A 25431-nucleotide genomic window follows, 5' to 3' on the forward strand; every position below is an offset into this window, starting at 1 on the left:
TTATTTACTCTTTGAGTCAGCCTTGGCGGACGAAAGTTGGTGTAGTAGCGATTTCAAGCTCGGATCGAAATCACTAATCACTAAGATTTAGCGTGAGGAATTCAAGATAGCAACAACCCGACTTCGGCGTTGTCAATCCAGACGCTACGAGTCGTTTGGCCCCAGATGTTGATTTTAATGCTGTTAAAACAGTAGCCGAATTTATCACGCCGCTGCCGGGAGGAATCGGGCCGGTGACTGTTGATATGCTTTTGGAAAATACCGTTTCGAGTTATATTGAATACGGTTCTAATTGAATTATGACCAACTTGTGAGCCAGTATTGGCTCAAGTAGGGTTAGTAATCTACCAAAACACAAAGATTTTAACTATGGCTTTAAAACCCGATCCATCAGGGACATTGCGCTTAATTGGCGACAACACCTCGGAATTGATTCAACTTTTTCCTGGAGATTTAGCCAACTTCCCTTTAGGAGCTTGGGCGCTCGATGGGGATGATACAGTAAATGGCTCAGGGGCTAGCGAGTTAATCCTGGGAAATGAAGGGGAAGATATTCTCATAGGTTTTGCAGGCAATGATTCAGTATTTGGGGGAAAAGGAAAAGATGCACTGTATGGACAGGAGGGGAATAACTCCCTCAGTGGTGGTCTAGATGCTGATTTTCTTCTTGGAGAGGCTGGCGATGATATTTTATTTGGGGGTAGAGGCAACGATGCTTTAGACGGCGGAGAGGGGAATAACACTCTGGTTGGTGGCTTGGGCAGAGACTTCTTAAGTTGTGGTTTTGGCAATAATTTATGCGTTCTGGAAATAGATCCTGCCAATACAGATATCACTTCTAGTGATATAATCGAAAGTTTTGATCCTGATATTGATCGCATTGGATTAGCGAGTGACTTAACGGTCAATGATATAGTGTTGGAGCCGGTACAGAATGTGGCATTAACATATACGTTCGATCTGCCGCAAGCTTTACAACCATTACTCCCTCCAGGTCCGGCCGACGCAAGTGGATCTGCTTCAGCAACTCAACCCAGAGGCGGAATTACCGGAGTTTATTCAGGAACTCTAATCAGAGTAAGAAATTCTAACACGATTTTAGGTTTTGTAGACAATGTAACGCCTAATGAACTACAAAGCAGGATTGTTTCCGTTCAGGGTTTCTAAATTCAGGACAATCACTGCTGGACTGACAAACTTACAGCGTATTCCATGAATATAGGGTATCGGCTCAATAAATAGGGGGAGCAATTATTCTAGTTGCCAAGACAAGCCCAAGGGATGAAGAGAAGATTTTTCGCTAATAACAGTAGAGAGGGAATGATTCCAAGTTGAGAAATTCGTATTCACTCAATAATTCGGGGCGGACTGCCCACTCAGGAACTATTTTGCGTCATTTGATGTGCATCGTTGAAGATCGATTTACCCCGGATTATTGAGCGGATACCACTTATCAACCTGAAATCCAATTTTTTATAAAGTCTGCAAGTTATTGGGCGGCTTATGCTGTAACCATTTCGGGTTTGATATCAGGTGAAGGTGGCTCAAAATACAACACCATGATTTGCTCTGGATGCAGCCCGACAGATTCATAAGTGCGTCCGTTGCGATCGCTAAATTCAACCTCAAACGCTGCACCATCAGCCAACAATTCAAGCAGTGTCCCAACTTGTCCGCGCCACAGGTTGTATTCAGGAAGGTCAACTGTCAATGCAACGACATCTAGTAATTTAATTGTATTCTTTGCCACTTTATTACCTCCAGGCACTACAGAGGATAGCAGCTTGTTAATCAGCGCTATCATAGGGCTTACGCCAGTCTCTAATCTGTAGGGTGCGTCGCTGTAAGATTTTTAATGGAACTTGTAGATTGTAGATGGCGACGCACCTTACCCTATTAGAAACCGAATAAGGAATTTGGAAGGATATCACGATTTTTTACGTATTCTCTCAAAAATAGCAGCCTACATTCTCCCATAAAAAGTCAATATTTAGCTGTATCCATCTGCTTTTATTTGCGTGCATCTGGGGTTAAATATTCCAAATCTGCCAGCAGTGACAGATTCAGACAATTTAAGACACTGGATTTGATCGGACGCTTTTCATCCCAAAATACCATCGATGAATAAAAGTTAATTGCTGACGATGAATTTAAAATCTCAAAAGTTTGACGTGCAACTCTCTCGCTATCAAAGCTGAGAAAGTAAACAGTATCATCAAAAATCGCAGGTTTATTAGATATTTCACATATCAACCTAAAATCCAATTTTTTATAAAGTCCGCAAATTGCTATCTTCCAAAATTTGAAGCTATAATCGCCAACCCCAAAAATAGAAAAGCGAGGATTGTGCTGATAAATTTTGCTTTTGCGATTGTCTAGATATTGTCCCCACTCCTGCAGATAGCGCCAAGTTTTAGGAGCTATCTGGCTGATAGGTTCGGTTGACTCGCCAATAAATTTTTGAGTTACTAAAATATAGCGGTTTGTGCGATTAATGCGATTTTGAGCAACATCCGATCCTTTAAGTAGCGGAAATAGATAAGTTTCCTCAAGCTCGACAGCTTCCCCAAATCCATTAACAAACAAATTATCAATTTTACGAAACTCCATCACATTCGAGCAGTCATGTTTGACGCCAGATCGCCATTTCGTTCCTGACTTTACAGCATATAAATTACTCAATTTATTGAAAGAATCTATATCTTTAACCAGGAGATTGTGGTGATATCCGATTCGATGACCGTCAGAACTTTCTAAACTGCTAAATACATCGCAGAAGTAGTTTTGTGAGCTTGAGTCAAACTTGCAGTATAACAAACAGGCATCCACATTTGCACCAAAATACTTTTTAGCATCTATTGTGTAAGTTGCACAGCTAGCGAGATTAAGTTTTTTTGAATGAATGTAACTCAATAACTTTCTGGCAACGGAAGTCTTGCAAAGCATTGCCAGAGTGGCGTCACGATGTTGCAAGCATTGTATCGCATGGATCAGCATCCATTCTGAGATATCGAAGTTACTTTTACCTGTTAGTGCATCTAAGCCAGTGTGCTTTTGAAAATTACTTTTTTTCGGCAAGTTTTCACTGCCAATAGTTCCTTGTTGTGAGTTTGTTACCCAAGGAAAGTTGCCAAGTACCAGCACCCTATGATTAAATTGGTTGATTAATGATGTCCAGTCAAACTCAAAAAAATCTCCGTGCTTAACCTCACATCTTTCATCCTGTAACAATTCATGCTTAGCTCTTAATTCTATTAAATAATTTTGATTGATTTCAACCCCAATAATCTTCCTGGCGGATGGAAACGAATTTGCAGCAGCTTTAATGAAATTACCTATCCCGCAAGTTGGCTCAATGATGACTTTGGGGTTAACATCAAGTTCTATCAATTTCCGACACACCATCTCTGCTAATGCCAGCGGTGTCTGAAAATCCCCATATTCTAGTTTGGTTTTGCGATCATTAGAACTCATCGGTTAGACTTATAAACTGCGCTCACACCTTCCTGTTGTCCAGCACGCTCAATGACTCTTCCATACTGAAGTCGCCACTGCAACGCATTAGAAATGGTCAAAAACCCTTGCAATGGTGGATTTCTCAGTATTTCGTCGGCAATGTTACCTGCTTCCATTTCGTCAACAGGTAGATTTTTGTCAAACATGAAAGCAAGCAAATCATCTTTATTGCCTTCGTTGTCTAAAATATTGCGAATTCCACGGGTCATTTGAAAATCTGCTGTTCTTTCGGCACTCACGTAAATTGTATGCAAAATATTCAGGGTTGCAGTTCGTATCGTACTGTTGTCTGTCTTTTCGTAAACAAAGATAATCAGTGAATACCCCAGCCCAAAAATCTTTTGCCTTGCAGATTTGAAAGCACATGACGACTGCGGTTGCCTAATGCTGGTTACCTTCACGTCAACAAATATTCCTGGGAAATCGATACCGCTTGCTGAATTGCCATCTATAAATTCATACTTTTGCTTGAGATAGAGTCTGAACTTTTGCTCTAAATATGTCCCAACAGCCTTTCCGTCTGTGATGCCGTAAAGCAGAGGTTCTGGGTGTTGAGACTCGGCTGCTGAAAATATGGCCGCCTCAGAACAAAGAATTTCTACGGTCAGAGTCGTCATAGGGAGTTTGCGTGTATCTGCGGTTAAAAAATCCAAATTAGCCAAAAAACAGAGGGCGGGTTTTGCATAAAACTCAACTTTAAAAGTCCAATTTTACGATCTAAACCCGCCCTCGCAAAACTCCCTTAATAAGCGTCTTGCAATTCGTAGAAATCAGGGGAAATGTAATCTTTCCGCAGCGGCCAGCCTACCCAATCTTCGTTCATCAAAATCCGTTTCAGATTCGGATGTCCTTCGTAGACGATGCCGTACATATCGTAGGATTCCCGCTCTTGAAAGTCGGCCGCTTTCCAAATCCAGTAGACTGATGGTACTCTCGGATCTTCGCGGGGAATAAATACTTTGACGCGCACTTCTTCAGGCTTAGAAGCATTATCTGTCAGTTTAGCCAAGTGGTAGACGCTGACTAAATCTTCTCCCGGCCCTTGGTCGTAGGCGCACTGGCACTGCATATAATTAAACCCGTAGGCATACAGTGCTGTTGACATCGGAATTAAGAAGTCTCGATCGACCTTTAATATCTCCACGCCCAAATTATCGGCCGCTAAAGCTTCGTGTTCAAAGCCATTTTGAGTCAACCACTGGGAAACCTTCCCGGCTTCAACAATTGAGGTTTCTGTCTCAGCCACGGTTTACCTCCTGTTTTTGTCCTGCAAGCAAAGCCGGTGGTACTGGCATTCCCATTGCTTCGGTCAATTCTTTCGGTGGCGCCATCCGGCCGGGAACTGACAAGTATTTGCCATCTAAAATGTCGTCTACTACTTTCATCTTGTGGGGTCTGGTGTAGTAGCGGTGGGTTGGCAGCAAATTGGCCCGTTCTTGCATGGAATCGTTGGCGATTTTTTTCCGCAGTTTGATAATTGCGTCAATAATCGCTTCTGGGCGGGGGGGACAGCCGGGGATGTACACGTCTACGGGAATCAGTTTGTCAACGCCTCTGACTGCTGTGGTGGAGTCTACGCTGAACATTCCCCCGGTGATGGTGCAAGCACCCATCGCGATCACGTATTTGGGTTCCGGCATTTGTTCGTACAGCCGCACCAAGATGGGGGCGTACTTCATCGTAATTGTGCCGGCGGTGATGATCAGGTCGGCTTGTCGCGGACTCGATCGCGGTACTAAGCCGAATCTGTCGAAGTCAAAGCGCGATCCGATCAAAGCTGCAAATTCGATGAAGCAGCAAGCGGTACCGTAAAGAAGCGGCCACAGGCTCGAAAGTCTCGCCCAATTGTAGAGGTCATCCACTGTTGTCAGGATGACGTTCTCTGATAATTCGGATGTGACTTGCGGGCGCTCTGCGGGGTTGACAATTAGAGGTTTTTGTGATTTGTCAGAACTTAAGACCATTCCAAGGCTCCTTTGCGCCATGCATAGACAAGAGCAATAACGAGGATCGTGATAAAAAACAAGGCTTCGATAAAAGCCAAGAGTCCTAGCTGGTTGAAAGCAACCGCCCAAGGATAGAGGAAGACGGTCTCTACGTCGAAGATGACGAAGACCAGGGCGAACATATAATATCTGATGTTGAACTGAATCCAGGCTCCGCCGATCGGCTCGACGCCGGATTCGTAGGTAGTGCGTCGGTCGTAGGGACGACTTTTGGGCCGCAGTACCTTAGACGCCGTGAGGGCGAGGATAGGGACTAGGCTGGAAATTAACAGGAAGCCTAAGAAATACTCGTAGCCGCTGAGTGCAAACACGGTGAATAATTACTGCCTAGGTGAAAGGGTTCTGTAACTTGTCTTTACATTATATAGATTGTGGGTAGCTAAAATTACGAGTTGGTTGAGATTAATCCTCCATCTTCTGCAATAATTTTTAATGTATATTTTAAGATTAGCTTACCTACTCTTTTGGAGCTATGAGCGATCGAGCTACTGAAACCAAAACCCTCGATCGGCACGAGTGCCGCGCCTGCGGCTACGTCTATGAGCCGAAAAAGGGGAATCCTAAAATTGACATTGCCCCGGGCACGGCTTTTGAAGATTTGCCCCAAACTTGGGTCTGTCCCGTTTGCGGGGCGCGCAAATCGATGTTTCAAAATCTCGGTCAGATGGAAGGGGTATCGGGATTTAAGGCAAATCAGCGCTACGGTGTCGGTGTCAACGGCATGACCGAAGGTCAGAAAAGTTTGCTGATTTTTGGCGGCTTGGTCGTTGGTTTCTTGTTGTTACTTAGTATGTATGGTTTGCAGTAAAACGATTGTGAGATTTTGGCAACGAATTGTAATGTTATTGGCCGCTGCGCTCATCTGTACGAGTTGCAGCACCATCGGTTCTGTGAGTTACAACCCCTGGCAAGTGATTTCCTTGCCAACGGAAGCTAATTTGCAGGATATTGCCTTTACGGGCAATCCTCAGCACGGCTGGGTTGTGGGTTCTGAGGCGACTCTGCTCGAAACCCTTGACGGTGGCACTAGCTGGAAGCCTATAGCACTGGATATCGACGATCCGAGGTCGCGTTTTGCGTCGGTAAGTTTTTCGGGTTCCGAAGGCTGGATTGTCGGCCAGCCTTCAGTTTTGCTCCACACGAACGATGAGGGCAAGTCTTGGACGCGGATTGCTTTGAGCTCTCAGTTGCCCGGTTCTCCGAGTACGATCGCCGCTTTGGGCCCGAATTCCGCCGAGATGACGACCGATGTCGGGGCGATTTACCGGACTTCTGACGGCGGCAAAAATTGGAAAGCTGTCGTGCAGGATTCTTTTGGGGTAGTTCGCAATATCAACCGTTCTGAAGACGGGCAGTATGTTGCGGTTTCCTCGAAGGGCAATTTCTACTCGGTGTGGAAACCCGGACAAGAAGCTTGGGAACCTCACAACCGCAATAGTTCTCGCCGCCTGCAAAATATGGGCTTTACCAAGGACGGGCGTTTGTGGATGCTCGCCCGCGGCGGTCAGATTCAGTTTAGCGACCCGTCCAATCCTGAAGGTTGGGGAAAACCGTTTTTTCCAGATCGCAAGGCGAGTTGGGGTTTGCTGGACATGGCTTACCGGACTGATAATGAAGTTTGGGTAGCCGGCGGCGGCGGCAATTTGCTGTGCAGTTTGGACGGCGGGAAAACTTGGCTAAAAGACCGCGAAGTTGAAGATGTTCCGGCTAATTTTTACAGGATTGTCTTTATGGGCCCCGATCGCGGATTTGTGATCGGTGCGAGCGGTACTCTACTTAAATATCAAGGTTCAGCGCAAGCGGCTTGATAGTAGAATAGTAATAGAGATTGTCTGTCAATTTGTTGTTGAAAGGAGGATTCTAAATGGCTGGTACAACTGGAGAACGTCCGTTTGGGGACATTATTACAAGTATCCGTTATTGGGTAATTCACAGCATCACCATTCCGGCTTTGTTTATTGCTGGATGGCTGTTTGTGCAAACGGGTTTGGCTTACGATGCTTTCGGCACTCCTCGCCCTAACCAGTATTTCACACCGCAGCGGGAAGAAGTGCCGATTATCTCGGATCGCTTTGAAGCTAAGAAACAAGTAGATCAGTTCATTGCCAAGTAATTTAACAAGGATTTGGAAAAATGACGAGCAGAACCCCAAATAATGAGCCAATTTCGTATCCGATTTTTACGGTGCGCTGGTTGGCAGTTCATACTTTAGGTGTCCCAACAATTTTCTTTTTGGGCGCGATCGCAGCAATGCAATTTATTCAACGATAGGAGTTTACAATGCCTGAGCGCGTTCCTAATCCCAACGAGCAGCCTGTTGAGTTAAACCGGACTTCTTTGTATTTGGGTTTGTTGCTGATTTTTGTTTTGGGTATTTTGTTTTCCAGTTATTTCTTTAATTAACTGGTGTCTGAGTTGGCTTTCGATAGTTCCATCGAATTTGTTTAGCTGTAAATTAGTGAGGTGATGGCTATGTTTAGTGAAAGTGGAAGAATTCCTTTGTGGCTGGTAGCTACTGTCGCTGGTCTCGGTGTTCTGAGCATTGTGAGTCTTTTCTTCTACGGTGCTTATGCCGGTTTGGGTTCTTCGATGTAAGGAGAATCAAGCTGATTTTTGGCTTTTAACCCCCCTTGAAAAAGGGGGGTTTTAATTATGCGAATTGTGTGAGTAAATCGGGGATAACTGTTATAGATAGTGTGGATTTTTTGGCCAGTTTATGAGAATTAAATCATCTGGTGAGAGGGGGGTTTTTGGTAGTTGGGTGGAGATTTGCTCAAGAAACTCCTCGCCTTGGGGGTTCACCAATAACCCCAAAATCGATCACCACTAGCCGATGATCGCCTTAAGAGTGTAGGCAGATCGTGAAATTAGCCAAAAGTTGCGAGTAGAATGGTGCAAGAGCCGATCGCTCGATCGTAGTGCACAGCGAAATATGACCCCACCGCCGCCGCCCCGCAAACCTCAAACCGTCTTGGGTGCGATTACCCAAGCAGTCCAGACTATTGCCAAGGTTAATTTTAACCAGCTAGCGCTGAAACCAAACGCCAAAGTACCCGAACTCTGGGTACAGGATGCGGGTGCAGCTAAAGCTGAGGTTTATCCGCTGTTGGGCGATCGATATTTGTTAGGTCGATCGTCAAAATCTTCAGATATTGTGGTTCGCAATCCCGTTGTCAGTCACGTGCACTTATCCCTGTCGCGCGATACTCGGCGGCGGACTCCTTTTGTCATCAAAGATGAAGACTCCACAAACGGCATTTACAATGGCAAAAGGCGAGTTAAAAGTATGTCCCTGCGTCACGGAGACGTGTTCACTTTAGGGCCGCCGGAACTAGCCGCCGCGGTCAGAATTCAATTCGTATATCCGCCGCCTTGGTATTTGGAACTGGTGCGTTACAGCTTTTACGGCGTCAGCGGAATCACGGCTTTGATTGCCGTGTTGGTAGGGATGGAATCGACAAAGTTTCAAGTGCGGCCTCTGCCGAGAAGTATCAATGGCCCCGTGATTGTTTACGCGCGCGACGGGCAAACTCCCCTGCGTCCTCCTCAGAATAACGCTCACTTAGAATTAAAGCAATTGGAGGATTTTTCGCCTTATTTATCCAAGGCGGTACTTGCTTCGGAAGACAGCCGCTACAATTGGCATTTGGGGGTAGATCCGATCGGAGTTTTGCGCGCGCTTTTGACTAATGTTCGCGGGGGAGGAATTCGCGAAGGTGGCAGCACTGTGACGCAGCAGTTAGCGAGGAGTTTGTTTAGAGATTATGTGGGAACTCAAGATTCGGCGGGACGCAAGTTACGGGAAGCTGTAGTTGCGTTGAAACTGGAGAATTATTACAGCAAAGACGAGCTGTTGCTGACTTATTTGAATCGCGTGTTTTTGGGAATTGACCTTTACGGTTTTGAGGATGCGGCTCGGTTTTATTTTGGCAAGTCGGCGAAGGATTTAACTTTGTCAGAGGCGGCAACTTTGGCGGGCATTTTGCCGGCGCCAAACAGTTTTAATCCGATTCAAAATTATCAGTTGGCGGTACAGTACCGCGATCGGGTAATCGAACGGATGCGGGCACTGGGGACGGTTTCTCAGGAAGAAGCCGATCGCGCGAGGCGATCGCGAATTGAGATCAATCCTAAAGCCCGCCAATATCTGCAAAGTACGATCGCTCCTTATTTCTACAGTTATGTATTTGACGAGTTGGAGTTTTTGCTGGGGGAGCAGTTAGCCCGAGAAGGCAATTTTATTGTAGAAACAGGTTTGAACCCCGGCCTGCAAAAGTTGGCGGAAAGTTCCCTCAGAAATGCTGTTGAAAACGCGGGAGCCAGTGCAGGTTTTTCTCAAGGAGCCGTGGTTACTCTCAATAGTACAACCGGAGAAGTCTTAGCTTTAGTTGGGGGCGTAGATTATTTGAAAAGTCAGTTTAATCGGGCTACCCAAGCTTTGAGACAGCCTGGTTCTACATTTAAGATTTTCACCTATGCAGCCGCCCTGGAACAGGGAATCTCACCCGATAAAACTTATTCTTGCGCCCCCCTTTCCTGGGGCGGACAAAGTTATAGCGCCTGCGAAAGAACCAGCGGCAGTGCGGATATGTATCGCGGCTTGGCGTTGTCGGAAAATGCAATTGCTTTGAGAATAGCACAACAAGATGTCGGCTTAGAAAATGTAGTGCAAATGGCTAGGCGTTTGGGGATTACTTCTGAACTGCGTTCTAACCCGGGTTTAGTATTAGGAGAAAGTGAAGTTAATGTGTTGCAATTAACGGGTGCTTTCGGTGTTTTGGCCAATCGGGGCTTGGGAAATCGCCCCCACGTAATTAAGCGAATTATTGACAGCAGCGATTGCAAAGATAGAAATAATTTTAATAGTTGCCGGGTGATTTATGACTATCAAAAAGATGGCATTGCCAATCGGCAGTTAGTTTCTGAAGCCGTAGCGGATACGATGACTGATATGCTGCAAGGTGTTGTGCGTGGAGGTACGGGCAGCAGTGCGGCTTTGGGGTTGGGAGAAGCTGGAAAAACAGGCACGACTAATGATAATAGAGATTTGTGGTTTGTCGGTTACATTCCGAGCCAGCAACTGGTGACAGGAGTTTGGTTGGGAAATGATGATAATTCTCCGACTGGGGGAGGTAGTTCAAATGCCGCTCAGTTGTGGGGGGAATATATGCGGCAGGTGGCACGTTGAGTGGATGCGGGGATTGGACGAATTTTGATACGGAATTGAAATATACAATTTAAATGCGGTACAGCTTGTCAACTCAATCTCCGAATCCTAAACGCAGAATCCCTGAAAAATAGATGCTGCGATTGCTTTTCTAAGAGGGCGCGTCAGCTAACCATCCCCGCGAGCAATGACATCAATACGTTATTGATTCCCAGGCTGATTAAGATTAACTGAGCGAGGATTTTTTCAGGGCTTGGTTTGTTCGTCTCCACAGCGATCGCACATATTTTCGTTTATAAAAAAAAGTAGCAAAAATTTAATGATTATTCATACTTTCTGCCGCGCCACTGAGTAGGCTGATTTAAAGCAGAAATTAGAATTCGCAAAAACGCCAGCGGATCGGCCAAAGGTGACAGCCAAAACAGCCATTTACCAGATGCCCCAGTTGTATCGTAAGAAGGAGCGATCGCCAAACACAAAGCCGATCGCACCGCAACCAAAAATACATTCAATCCCAACAGCCAAAAGTGCGGAAAGACACCAACCGGCGGCAGCGAACCAAACAGCAAATAGCACAACACAATCGGCACCGGCAAACCCTGAACCGCCAGCAACAGCCACAAATCGCCCCAAATTTGACCGCTTGAAGCAGCATCTTTCAAATCCAGCGATCGACCCCATTCATTCCAAGTCTCGATCGCCCCCTCATACATCCGCACCTTCAACACTTTTGCCCCATCCAAAAAGCCCACCTTAAAGCCCTTAGCAGCCGCATAGCGAGCCAAAGTCACATCATCGCAAAAAGAACCCCTAGCGACCTCATAGCCCCCTAATGCCACCAAAACCTCGCGCTTGCACAAGAAACACTGACCGTTCGCCATCACCCGTTCCGGCACATCCCCGCCAGTCCCCGTCGGCCCGAACCGATAAACCAAAGTCATTAACAAAGCAGGTTGCAGCCACAACTCCCCCGGATACTTGAGGATAAACTGCGGCGACAGCGAAATCAAATCGTAATTTCCAGCTTTCGCCGTTTTGAGTAAACTCGCAATCAAACCCGGATGCGGCACAGTATCCGCATCGATGCCCAAAATCCACTCGCACTTCTCGGAACTTGCCAAAAAACCCGCATTTAGCGCCCAGGGACGCCCTACCCAACCCGCCGGCAGCGGATCGTCGTTAATCAAGCGAAACCGGGGGTCTTTTTGTGCTGCTGCTTTGACTAAATCTCCGGTTCCGTCTACCGAATAGCTGTCAACCACAATTACTTCTCGGAGTTCGTAACTTTGGCGGCTCAATCCTTCCAAACAAGGCGAAATTCGATCGGCTTCGTTCAAAGTCGGTACTACCGCAGTACAAGAACCTAACAAATCCAGCGTCGGCGCATCGGGTTCCAGGGGCGGAATGCGCGATGGGCCTTTAATTAACCGCGACATCAGAAGGGCTGCGGCGGGCAATTGCAGCAGCAGGAGTGCGACAGGAATGATAGTTGTCAGCAGTTGGGGGAACAGGTTCGGGGCGATCGGGGAAACCATACTATTAAAGAATTGAAGAATTGGGAATGACTTACTGGATATAGGTCAATACGGTTGGGTTAAAACTATTTATTTCTCGGAGATCCCCCTCGCATCCCTCTTAAGAAGGGCGACGCAAGAGTAAGTTCTTGTCCCCCCCTTTTTAAGAGGGGTTAGGGGGGATCGAGCTTAACTGAACCGTATTGGGATATGGAATGGAAGCTTATTTACAGTTAATTTTTTTTGTAAGTAGTATCAATTTAAAAATTTAATAAAATTTTGACCTCAAACATATTACAGGAATTGGGAATGAAAAAATCGTCACTGAAAAACCCGGTTTTTTGTAGAAACCGGGTTTTTAAACTAGCTCAAAATTTAGTGTAAATTTTTGCTAAATCAGCGGCAGTTGCTTGCTAGCAACTCACTTACGCAAAACGCCAACGGGCTGAGGTGGAATTTCAGCCGCGATAACAGATGTCTCCAAAGACGGCATTGTTTCGGTTACGTCACCTGCTGCGGGTTTAGCGATCCAGCTTAACGCGATCGCCGGAACTACGCCCAGAAGCACCGCTAGCGATGTCGGGAACCAGAACCGAGAATCCAACGAAGTTACAGTGATAATTGCTCCGAAAGCAAAGTTTACCAAATAAACAATTAAGGGCAAACCCAATTCCGATCGCTCTAATTTAATCGGTGTTTTTCTCCACAAGAAAGCTGCTACAGACATAAATAGCGCTCCCGTACCCATCCAGCCAGCCAAATTGCGGTAAGGCATCCCAAAGAAAGCCCCAATTTCCTCAAACTCCCAAAAAGGCACAGAAGTTTGACTCATCGCCGGATCTAGTACAAAATCCCAAGCTGTTAGCAGCAAAGCACCAAGGGCGATCGCCCCTATTTGGCGCACCCAGTTGAGTTCACCTTTACCGCCAGCTAATCCAGCGCGAGCAATTACATAGGAAACCAATCCCAGATAAAACCACGAGAGGGGAATTGTAAAGGGAACCAGCCCTGCAATTTTGTAACCCAAACCGCTCAAATAATGGTAGTGGCCGAAAGGAAAACCCGTACTCGTTCCCAACAACTCGCTACTCAAGGACAAAAACACAGAAGGCAGTAAAAAAGCCAGAGTTGCACCCCAACCCAACGTCCGCAAGGCATACAGAGCAACCGCTGCTGCACCAAAGATGATATAAACTACTCCACCCCCAGCCATCCCCCACTGGAATAGCGTTTGCCCTGCTGGTGGCAAACTCATCACCAATTCGGGACGGGGTAAAATCAGCAGCAACCCTGCCAATCCAAAAGCCATTGACAAGACGTGGGCAATCAGGCAAAAGCGCTCAGCAATCAAAAGTTGCTTCATGGGACTCCTCGAAAAAATATTAGATGCAGAAAGCACTCTTAACAGTTTACAAACTTTAACAAAAAACCAACTGCATTTCAGTCAGTTGTCTGTTGTCAGTTGACTGTTGTCAGTTGACTGCAAGCCCGATGCCCCATTCCCGATGCCCCATTCCCGATGCCCCATTCCCGATGCCCCATTCCCGATGCCCCATTCCTGATGCCCCATTCCCAATGCCCCATTCCCGATCGAAGATTACTGCCAATTGCCCACTAGCACGAAAGGTGCCCAGAAATACGGATTCTGATACTGTTGGTTTTTCAGCAGAGTTAATTGAGCGTTGCGGAGGGCTTCAGCTTTGCTGGTTTTAGAAGAAGCCAGTTGCTTGTAAAACTCAGTCATAAAGATAGCTGTAGATTCGTCATTGACTTGCCAAAGGGTGGCGGCGGTGCTGCGGGCACCCGATCGAATTGCGGCCCCGGCCAAACCCAAAGCCGCGCGGTTATCGCCGGAAGCAGTTTCGCAAGCACTCAAAACCAAAAGTTCGATCGGCTGTTGTTTCTCCCCAGTGCGGGCTCGCAGCAGTCGATCGAACTCCTTAACATTCACTTTCTGATCCCAAGTCACAATAAAAGTATCCGCCGCATTCGAGCTAAACTGACCGTGAGTTGCCAAATGGACGATCGGGTAAGACAAAGCTTTAATTCGATCGTGCAACCGCCCGCTGACAAAATCTTCATTCAGCAGCGAACTCGCCGGCATCTCGGCTGCAATTTGTTGAATTTCCTCCTTCACCCCCGGCAAAGCCGAGAAGCCTTGACGCGCTTCGGAGAGGGCAGCGGTAAGCACTTTTAACTTGACTTTGTTCAGCGGTTTCGGTGCCAGCAGTTGCAATCCCGGCGCCAAAGCAATGCTGTATTTTTCTACCAAAAACTTTTCACCGTCGTGGAGCACCGCCATCGGCAGATTCCGCAAGTAACCGTCGAGCACAAATACCAGGGTTTTAATCCCGCTGGTGGTCAAATCCGCCTCTGCAGGGCGGATTAACCAGTCGTAAACCTGTTCAACCGCTTGCCTCCTGTTGCGGGGAAAAGCAGCAGGCCTGATGGTATTTTTGGCTTGTCTGAAGGCAGTTTCCAACTCGGCTTGAGACTTCTGAGTAGCGTAGCGGCGCAGAGGTTTGCCGGGAATTGACAAAATTACCTCCAAACGATCGCTCAAAATAATCGGATAAATCACCGCCGCTGTCGGATCGATTTCCTCGATCGACTTTGGTTTAGCATCAGCGCAAGCATCCCGAAAAAAGTTGTCCAATTCCGCCAACTGCAAAGATTCCACCGTTTGGCGCGCTAGTTTCAATTTAGCTTGACTGGGAGATTCCTCTTGCAAAAGCAGCCCGACTAATTCCCGATAAACCGGTTCGGCACTTTCCCGAAACGAAAATTGCACTTCGGGATTGACTGTCACCAAATCGCCCCGCAGAGAAGACAATATATTGACAGCTTGAGTATATTGAACGATCGCCCCTTCTATATTTCCCTGAGCTTTCCGAATCCGTCCCAGTTGCCAAAACAATTGGTAAGCAATATCGGGAGATTGAAACGCCGGTGCTAAACTCAAAGCCTCAGTTGTGAGATTTTCCGCTTTCTGATACTGCTGTTGGATTTCCGATAGTTTGCCTTTCGCTGCCAGAATATAAGCTTTTATTCGTTTGTCGCCCAAACTGTTTGCTTTTTCGACAGAGCGATCGAGCATTGTGTCAATCTCGCTTAAACTCAAAGTTTTCGCAGGCGACTGAGCTAATTTCATCAAACTTTGAGCTAGATTAATTTGAGCGTAAAGTCCAGCGCGATTCGAGCCAAATTGAGCGACTTGAGGTTCGATGGAACGCCACAAAGCTTCTGCCTCAGACCAATCTTCGCGATCGACCAACAAACTCAATTGGTTTAACTTTGCCTGAATGTGTAGGAGCGCTCGATCCGGGATCGCCTGCGCCGATCGAGCATAATACTCTAGGGCAAAGCGTTCCCAATCACCCCGCTGTTCTGGTGTCAAACCCGGTTTATTGCTTTTAGCCCGTACCGTATTCCCTAGATTGAGATAAATTGCAGCCTCCTCTGGCCGGGCACCTAATTTTTGGGCCGCTTCCAGTCCAACCGACAGCACATCCTGCGATCGTTCCAGTTGTCCCAAAACCCGCAGCACCCGCCCTAAAGCATGAATGGCCCGGACTTGTTCGAGAGAAACCGACCCATTTTTCAAAGTTTCCAAACCCGCTGCCGAAACTTCGCAAGTTTGGTTTTCCAGCTTGAAGGAAGCTAACAGCATTTTGCAAGCCCTGGGGTAAAGTCCGAGAATTTCCCAAGCCCGACTTTGATTAATTTGAACTTGAAAAAATTGGGGTTTTCTATCAATTTGCTCGAAAATTTTAGCAGCTTGCGTCCAAATCTCGATCGCATCTTGAGTCTGCCCCCGTTCGAGTTGCAACTGTCCTTGAATGTTGAGAGTTTCAGCCAAAATCCGCTGCTGTTCGGGAGTTTTTGCCTGTGTTCGCACAACAGACAAACTCGAATTTACAGCTTTTTCTGCTTCTTCCCAAAGCGCCAACTGCCCGTAGGTTGCAGCTAAATTGCTCAAAGCTGTGGCGCGATCAAGATTTTCGCCTTTGGCCTCAAACTGCGCCGCCGCTTGCTGCAACAGCGGTACAGCTTCCGAAAAACGTTCCTCTTGGTAAAGAGTTCGAGCTTGACGGACAAGCTGCACCGCTGGTGGTGGATTAACCTGAGCAACTCCGGGAGGAATCGCAACTGCTAGCAGACAGGAAATCACAAATAACAGAATTACTTGCCGGAGCGATCGGGAAAACTTCATATTTAAAAAATAAAATTACAGCCGCAGACACACACTAATTAACTCTAATCAATCTTATTCTTTATCTGCGTTAATCCGCCTACATCTGCGGTTAAAAAACAACCAATTTCAACGTGGCACACAACCAGAATTCTGCCGAGGATTGCGAGAGTCAGCAGCATTACCCGGATTATATCCAACAAGCATAACTTCTCCTTTCGCATTCACCACCCAACCTTGCGCCGGAACAACTTCCCGAGCCCGGATTTCCCCCTCTTCCTTCTTCCCTCGATCGGTTACATCGGTTAAATCCTCTAAATTGCTCGTTGCCGAACTTCCTGCGTCTTCTACCCAAGGCAACGGCGATAGAGGGCTGCTGAGGGCATCATTAGGACTTGGAGGAACTCCTCCTTTCCCAGTAGCGTTAAACTCGCTCTCGGTCCCTCTAATGCAGGGATTTGCAGCAATTAACGCAGCCGGATTGACCACATTTTGCGGCAGTTCCACTAAACCTTGAGCAGGATTCACCCCAGAAGTGCTAAAAGTTACTGTACCTTGCAAAGCCGGGCCGCTACTTTGGGAAATCGCCGCAATATCGCTGGTAGGAATTAGAGAAGTCGGACTTACTTGCAACGCTGCAAATTCAGCATCTGTTAATCCCAAAGTCGCTCGCACCTGTTCGCGAGTAACTGATGTAAACCCAAAAACATTGGGGACATTAATATTAACGCGACCACCTTGAGCCGATCGCGCATTAGCCGTAATATCGCTATTTTCATTGGGGAGAGTCACCAGAATATCGCTTTTAATATTGATATTGCCACCCTCAGAAATACTTGCATCAGTTGTAATTCTGCTGCCTCGGCGCAACTGGACATCCCGTGCTTCGAGGTTAATATTTGCTCCAGCGCCGGATTCAGTTCTCCCATCAATGCTGCTTTGATTGTCAAGGGAAATTGAGTCTGCTTTGACGTTAATGTTACCAGCCCGTGCTGAACCCAATGCTTGCAGATTGAGAGTTCCCCCATTGCGAAGAATCAATTCCCCGACATTCAGATTCAACGAACCTCCGTTAGCCGTAGCATTGGGATTTCTAACGCGAGATGCAATCCCAACGGAAGTCTGAATTTGACTGTTAAATTCACCTTGACCCCCATTACCAATAATTTCTACACGCCCCGCATTTATTGTGATGCTTCCGGCTTCTCCTTTGCCTAAAGATGCAGTAGTCATCACCCCCCCACCTCGGAGAGTCAAGACGGGTGTAGAAATATTCATACTCCCTCCCCGATTAGCAGCGTTGGCATCAGCGGAGATAAAACTGGGGCCCCGACTGCCGTTCGCCAAAACTCCAGAAATACCCTCTATTGTGACTGACTCGGTAGCCCTAAGTGTCAAATTACCTCCTTGCCCCCCAGTTGTATTAAAGGGTTGGTTGCCCACAACTGATCCGCTAGATAAACTAATTCCGCCTCCGTCTGAAATCCTCAAGCGCTTCGTGTCGATATTAATGTCCCCAGCTTGCCCATTCACACCGCCGGCAGTTGAAGCCATTAAGGTTGCTACGGGACTTCGAGGAGGAGTCCGCAGCACTTCTACTGCTTCATTCGCTTTAATGTAAATATCCCCCGATGATCCTCGATCGCGAGTTATGGTCAGTAAAGCAGAACCATCACTTACGGTTAAACGCCCTCCCTCAAAGGAAAAATCTCCTCCCTCACCCGCACTCCCGGAATATGTGCCGCTGTTGACCGCAGAACTGACTTGATCGAAAACCCTAGCACGGATGGTTATATTTCCGGCGCTACCCGTACTGAAGGTGCCGCTAGTCAATACACTTCCATTGTCCATCCGCAGTTTTCCGGTGTCGATTGTAATGCTTCCGGCATTTCCCATGCCAGCAGTGCCAGTGGTTAGGACAAGTTGGGGGTCAAAAGGGGCGATAGATCCAGATAGCAAATACTTACCGGCAAAAACTGTATAGAGAGCCAATCCAATCCCCTTCATTTCTACTGAGTCGGTAGCCCGGATATTGACAGCGCCTCCGGCACCACTTCCTCTTGTCAGAGTGGATACTTGCGCCCCACCTTGGGCCCGAAACTGTTGAGCGTTAATATCGATGCCCCTACCGTCGATATTTCCCAAAGTCAGTGCATAAATTCGCCCATTGTTGAGGTTGACATTTCCACCTCGAATATCGACTTTGCCGCCACCGATTCCACTGGTATTGATCAGTGAGCCGTTGGTGATTTCAATATTACCAAAGTTGGCAATTTTGTCATAATTTAAACTTAATCCAAATGGGGTTGCCCCCACTCCAACCATCCCCGGACTAGCGACGCTACCCAGCAAAATTTGTCCGGTTGAGGCCGTGACACTTCCGTGATTTAATTCCAGATCTCCGCCCACTAGGGCGAGTGTTTGTCCTGGTTCAACTGCTAAGCCCATGTTATTGAAAATCGGCGGGATTCCTGAAGGTAATTGTGGTAAATTCAAGGCGGGCGCTGCTGAAGAGTTAATTATTTTACCCGGATTTTCTCGAAAATTTAAACCGATAGGTATATTGATATTTAACAGCGGTAATGATTGCGGATTGCTGCTACTGAATTGATAGCCATTATTGAAAACTACGCTATCAGCAGAACTTGCTAAAAATGAACCACGCAAATCTAACCTCGCATTGGAACCAAAAACAATCCCTTTGGGGTTAATTAAAAACAAGTTACTGTTTCCCAAAACTCCCAGAGTTCCTAAAATATTAGAAGAATTGCCACCAGTAACACGGGTGAATATGTTGGTGATTCCGCTGGGATTGGCAAAATAGGCTCCCCGCCCTTCACGGATGTTAAATTCACGCAAGCTGTGAAAGAGGTTAACGCCGCGAGTTGCACCGCCAGTGATTCTATCTGAGGGTAAGTTGTTGATAGTATCGGGAACTGTACGCGAACTTTCTGCACCCAAGCTGCTGTCTGGGATGATTTGGGCGATCGCAGGGAAAGGGCACAGCAGTAAGAATGCAAAAAATAGGGCGGAAGATTGGCGGGGCATCTTTTAATTCCTGTTAATTTAGCATGAGGAAAATAGCGACGGGTTAGCCAAAACCAGAAGAGTACCTATTGAGGTACGCACACACCCGTCGGTTTCGGACTGCGAAGAGATGCAACACCACCTGAATTATACGCTACCAGCGTCACTTGTCCTCGATCGTCCATTACCCAACCTTGAGCGGGAATAATTTCTGTTAGCCGAACGTCTATGGATGCTCTTTTGCCTTCTACTTGCTGACTTCCACCTACCGCTGGTTCCACCCAATTAAACTGGCTATAATTGCTGCTGAGAACATCATTAGGACTCGCTGGCACTCCTCCTTTCCCAGTAGCGGTAAATGCGCTCCCGGCCCCTCGGATGCAGGGATTTGCTGCAATTAACGCAGCCGGATCGACCACATTTTGCGGCAGTTCCACTAAACCTTGAGCAGGATTCACTCCTGAAGAACTAAATGTTACAGTACCTTGCAAATCCGGGCCGCTACTTTGGGAAATCGCCGCAATATCGCTGGTAGGAATTAGAGAAGTCGGACTTACTTGCAACGCTGCAAATTCAGCATCTGTTAATCCTAAACTACTCCTGGCTTGTTCGCGGTTAAGGCTTGTAAAGCCAAATATATTTGGTACATTGACCGTAACTTGTCCGCCCCTAGCTGTGCGAGCATTAGCTGTAATATCACTATTTTCTCGCGGTAAAGCTACCAAAATATCGCTATTAATTCTGATATTACCACCCTCAGAAACACCTGCATCGGTGGTAATTCGGCTACCGCGCCGTAACTGAATATCTTGCGCTTGCAGGTTAATATTAGCACCGGAACCAGTGACCGTTGTGCCATCGATTATGCTTTTATTGTCCAGGGCAATGGAGTTCGCTACAACGTTAATATTGCCAGCCCTACCTGTTCCTAAAGACTGAACATTAACCACTGCACTATCCCGAATAATCAATTGATTAGCATTCAAATTCAACGAGCCTGCATTTCCGCTAGCATTGGAATTGACAGCATTAAAGGCCCTACCAGCCGAGGCTTCAATTCCACTCCTCAACCGACTGTTGCTCCCAATACCTTGCACTTGTAAGCGATCGGCATTAATTGTAATATCTCCTGCATCTGCTATACCCAAAGAAGCCGCAGAAATAACGCCGCCATTCTGCACAGTTAGTTTAGGTGTTGACAGGCGGATATCTCCACCTCTACCAGAACTTGCAGTTTGAGTAACAAAAGAACTTGCTACATAGCCCGCATTTTCCAAAAATCGTGACTCGCCGCTCACTTCTATAGACTCGGAGGCTCTCACAGTTAAATTTCCTCCCGTCCCCCCGCTTGTAGAAAACACGGCTTCGCCAAAAATTGCACCCGTCGTTAAACTAATTGTGGCTCCATTAGAAACACTCAACCGCTTAGTGTCGATCGTAATATCCCCACCTTTTCCATTACCATCAAAAGTATTCGTGCCGAGCCGAGTTTGCCCTAGACCTACAGGAAGACTACCCGATAATTCCACAGATTCACTCGCTTTAATCGCGATATTTCCCGATGCTCCATCACTAAGGCTGAAGCTGGCAAACGCACCGCCCTCGCGCAGAATTAACCGTTGCGCTTCAACAGTGATGTTTCCGCCTTGACCAGTGCTTTCGTTCGTTGTGCCGTTATAGAGCGTTGAACTGACGAGTTCGACGGTGTTGGCGCGGATACTCAAATTTCCGCCATTCCCAGCACCAAAGGTGGGGGCACCACCCACTACCCCATTGCTCATCAACAGCCGTCCGGCTTCAATGTTAATATCTCCGGCTGCTCCACTGCCAATAGCGCTAGTGAACAGAACGATTTGCGAAATAAAGGGGTTGCCTGTTCCAGATGTCTGAAAATTTTCTGTAAGCTGCTGATAGCCCTCAATTCCCAAGCCGATCATTTCTACTGAGTCAGTAGCGCGGATGTTGATATCGCTTCCTCTTCCCTCTCCCAGTGTGGAAGCGAAAATTTGCGATCCCCCCTCTAGTCGCAAGTTTTGGGAATTGATATTAATGCCTCTACCCTCAATATTTCCGAGTGTCAGTCCATAAATTCCTGAACCATTAAGATTAATATTTCCCCCTCGAATATCGACTTTCCCACCTCCTAATCCGCTGGTATTTATAAATGCACCGTTCATTTCTATATTGCCGAAGTTCTGAATATTGCGATAGTTTAAATTCAGACCTAAAGCTGTTGGTTCAAATTGCACTAAACCTGGACTGTTGACACTCCCGAGAAGAATTTGTCCGGTATAAGCAGTTAGATTTCCTCCTTGCATTTGAATGTCACCGCCAATTAATGCTAAAGTTTGACCGGGGTCTACTGCTAAACCGAGTTTTTCAAACGCAGGAATTTCTATGGGAAGTGGCGGTAAGGCTGATGTAGGAGCCAGTGTTTGGGAAGAGTTGACAATTGTACCGGGATTTTCTCTAAATCTTAAACCCACAGGAATATTAACCGCTAACAATGGCACTGCATTAGAATTAGCTGCACTAAATTCAAACCCATTATCAAATAGAATTCCGCTACCAGTTGAACCGACAAATGAGCCGCGCAAATCTAACCGAGCGTTGGGGCCAAAGACAATTCCTTTGGGATTAAGTAAAAATAAGTTGGCATTTCCTTGGACTCCCAAGACACCTAAAATATTAGAAGGATTGCCACCAGTAACGCGGGTGAATATGTTGGTGATTCCGCTGGGATTGGCAAAATAGGCTCCCCGCCCTTCACGGATGTTAAATTCGCGTAAACTGTGAAAGAGGTTAACGCCGCGAGTGGCACCGCCTTCTATTCTGTCCGATGGTAAGTTGTTAATCGTGTCGGTCTCGGTGCGCGAACTTTCTGCACCCAAGCTGCTGTCTGGGATGATTTGAGCGATCGCAGGGAAAGGAAACAGCAGTAAGAAGGCAAAAAATAGGGCGGAAGATTGGCGGGGCATCTTTTAAGCCTGGTTAATTTAATATTAGGAAAATAGCGAGGGGTTAGCTAAAACCTGAAGAGTACCTATCGAGGTACGCAAACACCCGTCGATTTCGGACTGCGAAGAGATGCACCACCACCAGAATTATACGCTACCAGCCTTACTTGTCCTCGATCGTCCATTACCCAACCTTGAGCGGGAATAATTTCTGTTGGCCGAACGTCTATGGATGCTCTTTTGCCTTCTACTTGCTGACTTCCACCTACCGCTGGTTCCACCCAAGGCAACGGCGATAGAGGGCTGCTGAGGGCATCATTAGGACTTGGAGGCACTCCTCCTTTCCCAGTGACGGTAAATGCGCTATCGGCCCCTTGCGTGCAGGGATTTGCAGCAATTAACGCAGCCGGATTGACCACATTTTGCGGCAGTTCAACTAAACCTTGAGCAGGATTCACCCCTGAAGAACTAAATGTTACAGTACCTTGCAAATCCGGGCCGCTACTTTGGGAAATCGCCGCAATATCGCTGGTAGGAATTAGAGAAGTCGGACTTACTTGCAACGCTGCAAATTCAGCATCTGTTAATCCCAAAGTCGCTCGCACCTGTTCGCGACTGACTGATGTAAACCCGAAAACATTGGGAACATTAATATTAACGCGACCACCTTGAGCCGATCGTGCATTAGCAGTAATATCGCTGTTTTCTTGCGGGAGGGCGACCAGAATATCGCTTTTAATGTTGATATTACCACCCTCAGAAATACTTGCATCCGTTGTAATTCTGCTCCCTCGGCGCAACTGGATATCTCGTGCTTCGAGGTTAATATTTGCTCCGGAACCGGATGCCGTTCTACCGTCAATGCTGCTTTGGTTGTCAAGAAAAATTGAGTCTGCTTTGACGTTAATGTTACCAGCCCGTCCCGATCCCAAAGCTTGCAGATTGAGTGTTCCTTCATTGCGAAGAATCAATTCCCCGACATTTAGATTCAACGAACCTCCGTTAGCCGTAGCATTAGGATCTATAAGCTCAGAGGCAATCCCAACGGAAGTCTGAATTTGACTGTTAAATTCACCTTGACCCCCATTCCCAATAACTTCTACACGACCCGCATTTATTGTGATGCTTCCGGCTTCTCCGCTGCCTAAAGATGCAGTGCTAATAACTCCCCCACCCCGGACAGTCAGTACAGGTGTAGAAATGTTGATACTCCCTCCCCGATTAGCAGTATTGGCATCAGCGCAGATGAAACTGGGATTCCGACTCCCGTTCGCCAAAACTCCAGAAATACCCTCGACTGTTACTGACTCAGTGGCCCTAACTGTCAAATTACCTCCGGGCCCCCCAGTTGTATTCAACGGTTGGTTGCCCACAACTGCTCCGCTAGATAAACTAATTCCGCCTCCTTCGGAGACAATCAACCGCTTCGTGTCGATATTAATGTCCCCGGCTTGCCCATTCACACCGCTCGCAGTTGACCCAATTAAACTTGCTACGGGACTTCCCGTGGGAGTCCGCAGGACTTCTACTGATTCCGAAGCTTTAATGTTGATATTCCCCGCTCCTCCTTCACCGCGGGTGATGCTGATCGCAGCAGCACCGTCGCTTACGGTTAAACGTTTTCCCTCAAAGGTGATATTTCCTCCCCTACCCGTACTCCCCAAAAGTGGGCCGCTGTGGATTGCAGAAGCGACCATATCTAGAACCCCGGCACGGATGGTAATATTTCCGGCGTTGCCAGCACCTAACGTGGTGGTAGTCAATGCGCTTCCATTGTCCATCAGCAATCGTCCCGTGTCGATCGTGATGTTTCCGGCGGCTCCCATGCTATTAGTGCCAGTTATCAGCAGAAGTTGTGGGTCAAAAGGGTCGAAAGAGCCAGATACCGTATAGTTACCACCAAACACTCTATAGTTATCTAATCCAATTCCAAGCATTTCTACTGAGTCGGTAGCCCGGATATTGACAGCGCCTCCCGCACCACTTCCTGCTGTCAGCGTGGAGATTTGCGCTCCACCTTGGGCCCGAAACTGTTGAGCATTAATATCGATGCCCCTGCCGTCGATATTTCCCAAAGTCAGTGCATAAATTCGCCCATTGTTGAGGTTGACATTTCCACCTCGAATATCGACTTTGCCACCACCGATTCCACTGGTGTTGAGCAGTGAGCCGTTGGTTATTTCAATATTACCAAAGTTGGAAATCTTGTCATAGTTTAAACTTAATCCCAATGGCGTTGTGCCCAATCCAACCATCCCCGGACTAGCAACGCTACCCAGCAAAATTTGTCCGGTAGATGCAGTGAGTGTTCCCTGATTTAATTCAATATCTCCGCCCACTAGGGCGAGAGTTTGTCCGGGTCCAACTGCTAAGCCCATGTTATTGAAAATCGGCGGAATTCCCGGAGGTAATTGTGGTAAATTCAAGGCGGGCGCTGCTGAAGAGTTAATGATTTTACCCGGATTTTCTCGGAAGTTTAAACCGATAGGTATATTGACATTTAACAGCGGTAATGATTGCGGATTACTGCTGCTGAATTGCTCGCCATTATCGAAAACTACGCTATCAGCAGAACTTCCTAAAAATGAACCCCGCAAATCTAACCTCGCATTGGGGCCGAAGACAATTCCTTTTGGGTTAATTAAAAACAAGTTACTGTTTCCCAAAACTCCCAGAGTTCCTAAAATATTAGAAGGGTTGCCACCAGTAACGCGGGTAAAAATATTCGCAATTCCGTTAGGATTGGCAAAATAGGCTCCCCGCCCTTCACGGATGTTAAATTCGCGCAAGCTATGAAAGAGGTTAACGCCGCGACTTGCACCGCCTTCTATTCTGTCCGAGGGTAAATTATTAATAGTGTCGGGAACTGTGCGCGAACTTTCTGCACCCAAGCTATTATCGGGGATGATTTGGGCGATCGCGGGGACAGGAAACAGCAGTAAAAATGCACAAAATAGGGCGGAAGATAGGGGCTGCATTTTTGAAGTCTGGTTAATTTAATTTTAAGAGAAATTAAGAAAATAGCGAGGGATTAGCTAAAACCTAAAGAGTA

General features: G+C 46.9%; 21 protein-coding genes and 1 pseudogene. 9 read left to right on the plus strand and 13 right to left on the minus strand.

Features of this window, described 5'->3' with window-relative positions; genetic code table 11:
- Window positions 1–146: 146 nt before the first annotated feature.
- Window positions 147–296: pseudogene (locus QUB25_RS10685) on the plus strand (bifunctional 5,10-methylene-tetrahydrofolate dehydrogenase/5,10-methylene-tetrahydrofolate cyclohydrolase); the annotation flags it as partial.
- 73 nt (window positions 297–369) lie between these two features.
- Window positions 370–1167, plus strand: coding sequence for a calcium-binding protein (locus tag QUB25_RS10690; protein WP_333183257.1), 798 nt, complete (start codon window positions 370–372; stop codon window positions 1165–1167).
- 334 nt (window positions 1168–1501) lie between these two features.
- Here the strand turns inward: QUB25_RS10690 and QUB25_RS10695 are convergent, their stop codons facing one another.
- From QUB25_RS10695 to ndhC, 6 genes are all read right to left on the minus strand, one after another.
- Window positions 1502–1750: a DUF4926 domain-containing protein gene (locus QUB25_RS10695; RefSeq protein WP_333183258.1), complete on the minus strand. Its 249-nt coding sequence runs from the start codon at window positions 1748–1750 to the stop codon at window positions 1502–1504.
- 260 nt (window positions 1751–2010) lie between these two features.
- The gene (locus QUB25_RS10700) at window positions 2011–3474 is read right to left on the minus strand and encodes a class I SAM-dependent methyltransferase (protein WP_333061115.1); all 1464 of its coding nucleotides are present in this window, start codon (window positions 3472–3474) and stop codon (window positions 2011–2013) included.
- Window positions 3471–4133: a restriction endonuclease gene (locus QUB25_RS10705; protein WP_333183260.1), complete on the minus strand. Its 663-nt coding sequence runs from the start codon at window positions 4131–4133 to the stop codon at window positions 3471–3473. The genes QUB25_RS10700 and QUB25_RS10705 overlap by 4 nt, the downstream gene beginning before the upstream one ends.
- Before the next feature lie 125 nt (window positions 4134–4258).
- Window positions 4259–4762 (minus strand): NAD(P)H-quinone oxidoreductase subunit J, encoded by a 504-nt coding sequence (locus tag QUB25_RS10710; RefSeq protein ID WP_333061119.1) that lies wholly within the window; start codon window positions 4760–4762, stop codon window positions 4259–4261.
- Window positions 4755–5480, minus strand: a complete 726-nt coding sequence (gene ndhK, locus QUB25_RS10715) for a photosynthetic/respiratory NAD(P)H-quinone oxidoreductase subunit K (protein WP_333042724.1) — start codon at window positions 5478–5480, stop codon at window positions 4755–4757. Before ndhK ends, QUB25_RS10710 begins: the two co-directional genes overlap by 8 nt.
- Window positions 5471–5833 carry a photosynthetic/respiratory NAD(P)H-quinone oxidoreductase subunit C gene (ndhC, locus tag QUB25_RS10720; RefSeq protein ID WP_006635500.1) on the minus strand — a complete coding sequence of 121 codons (363 nt, stop codon included), beginning with the start codon at window positions 5831–5833 and terminating at the stop codon, window positions 5471–5473. The genes ndhK and ndhC overlap by 10 nt, the downstream gene beginning before the upstream one ends.
- Window positions 5834–5994: 161 nt before the next feature.
- On the opposite strand from ndhC, the gene QUB25_RS10725 reads away from it, so the two are divergent.
- From QUB25_RS10725 to QUB25_RS10755, 7 genes are all read left to right on the plus strand, one after another.
- A complete protein-coding gene (locus QUB25_RS10725; protein WP_015176848.1) occupies window positions 5995–6330 on the plus strand; it encodes a rubredoxin in 336 nt (111 codons plus the stop codon).
- Entirely contained in the window at window positions 6317–7330 is a 1014-nt protein-coding gene (locus QUB25_RS10730; RefSeq protein ID WP_333042721.1) for a photosynthesis system II assembly factor Ycf48, read from the plus strand. The genes QUB25_RS10725 and QUB25_RS10730 overlap by 14 nt, the downstream gene beginning before the upstream one ends.
- Before the next feature lie 56 nt (window positions 7331–7386).
- Complete coding sequence (gene psbE / locus QUB25_RS10735) at window positions 7387–7635, plus strand: cytochrome b559 subunit alpha (protein ID WP_006635503.1); 249 nt, start codon at window positions 7387–7389, stop codon at window positions 7633–7635.
- A gap of 20 nt (window positions 7636–7655) precedes the next feature.
- The gene (psbF, locus tag QUB25_RS10740) at window positions 7656–7793 is read left to right on the plus strand and encodes a cytochrome b559 subunit beta (RefSeq protein ID WP_006635504.1); all 138 of its coding nucleotides are present in this window, start codon (window positions 7656–7658) and stop codon (window positions 7791–7793) included.
- 9 nt (window positions 7794–7802) lie between these two features.
- Entirely contained in the window at window positions 7803–7925 is a 123-nt protein-coding gene (locus tag QUB25_RS10745; RefSeq protein ID WP_015176850.1) for a photosystem II reaction center protein L, read from the plus strand.
- A 69-nt stretch (window positions 7926–7994) separates the two neighbouring features.
- Window positions 7995–8117, plus strand: coding sequence for a photosystem II reaction center protein J (locus QUB25_RS10750; RefSeq protein WP_006635506.1), 123 nt, complete (start codon window positions 7995–7997; stop codon window positions 8115–8117).
- 337 nt (window positions 8118–8454) lie between these two features.
- Window positions 8455–10710 (plus strand): transglycosylase domain-containing protein, encoded by a 2256-nt coding sequence (locus QUB25_RS10755; protein WP_333183263.1) that lies wholly within the window; start codon window positions 8455–8457, stop codon window positions 10708–10710.
- A gap of 302 nt (window positions 10711–11012) precedes the next feature.
- Here QUB25_RS10755 and cruG read toward each other — a convergent pair whose 3' ends face one another.
- From cruG to QUB25_RS10790, 7 genes are all read right to left on the minus strand, one after another.
- Window positions 11013–12224, minus strand: coding sequence for a 2'-O-glycosyltransferase CruG (gene cruG / locus QUB25_RS10760; RefSeq protein WP_333183265.1), 1212 nt, complete (start codon window positions 12222–12224; stop codon window positions 11013–11015).
- Window positions 12225–12624: 400 nt separating this feature from the next.
- Window positions 12625–13566 (minus strand): gamma-carotene 1'-hydroxylase CruF, encoded by a 942-nt coding sequence (gene cruF, locus QUB25_RS10765; protein ID WP_333061128.1) that lies wholly within the window; start codon window positions 13564–13566, stop codon window positions 12625–12627.
- Window positions 13567–13647: 81 nt separating this feature from the next.
- A complete protein-coding gene (locus QUB25_RS10770) occupies window positions 13648–13773 on the minus strand; it encodes a hypothetical protein (RefSeq protein ID WP_333183267.1) in 126 nt (41 codons plus the stop codon).
- A 27-nt stretch (window positions 13774–13800) separates the two neighbouring features.
- The gene (locus tag QUB25_RS10775) at window positions 13801–16416 is read right to left on the minus strand and encodes a CHAT domain-containing protein (RefSeq protein ID WP_333183269.1); all 2616 of its coding nucleotides are present in this window, start codon (window positions 16414–16416) and stop codon (window positions 13801–13803) included.
- A gap of 108 nt (window positions 16417–16524) precedes the next feature.
- Complete coding sequence (locus QUB25_RS10780; RefSeq protein WP_333183270.1) at window positions 16525–19443, minus strand: two-partner secretion domain-containing protein; 2919 nt, start codon at window positions 19441–19443, stop codon at window positions 16525–16527.
- 65 nt (window positions 19444–19508) lie between these two features.
- On the minus strand, window positions 19509–22400 hold the full coding sequence (locus tag QUB25_RS10785; protein ID WP_333183272.1) for an S-layer family protein: 2892 nt from the start codon (window positions 22398–22400) through the stop codon (window positions 19509–19511).
- 65 nt (window positions 22401–22465) lie between these two features.
- A complete protein-coding gene (locus QUB25_RS10790) occupies window positions 22466–25357 on the minus strand; it encodes a two-partner secretion domain-containing protein (protein ID WP_333183274.1) in 2892 nt (963 codons plus the stop codon).
- Window positions 25358–25431 lie beyond the last annotated feature (74 nt).

Origin of the sequence: Microcoleus sp. B3-D7, from assembly GCF_036705305.1 — a bacterium.
Classification (GTDB): Bacteria; Cyanobacteriota; Cyanobacteriia; order Cyanobacteriales; family Microcoleaceae; genus Microcoleus.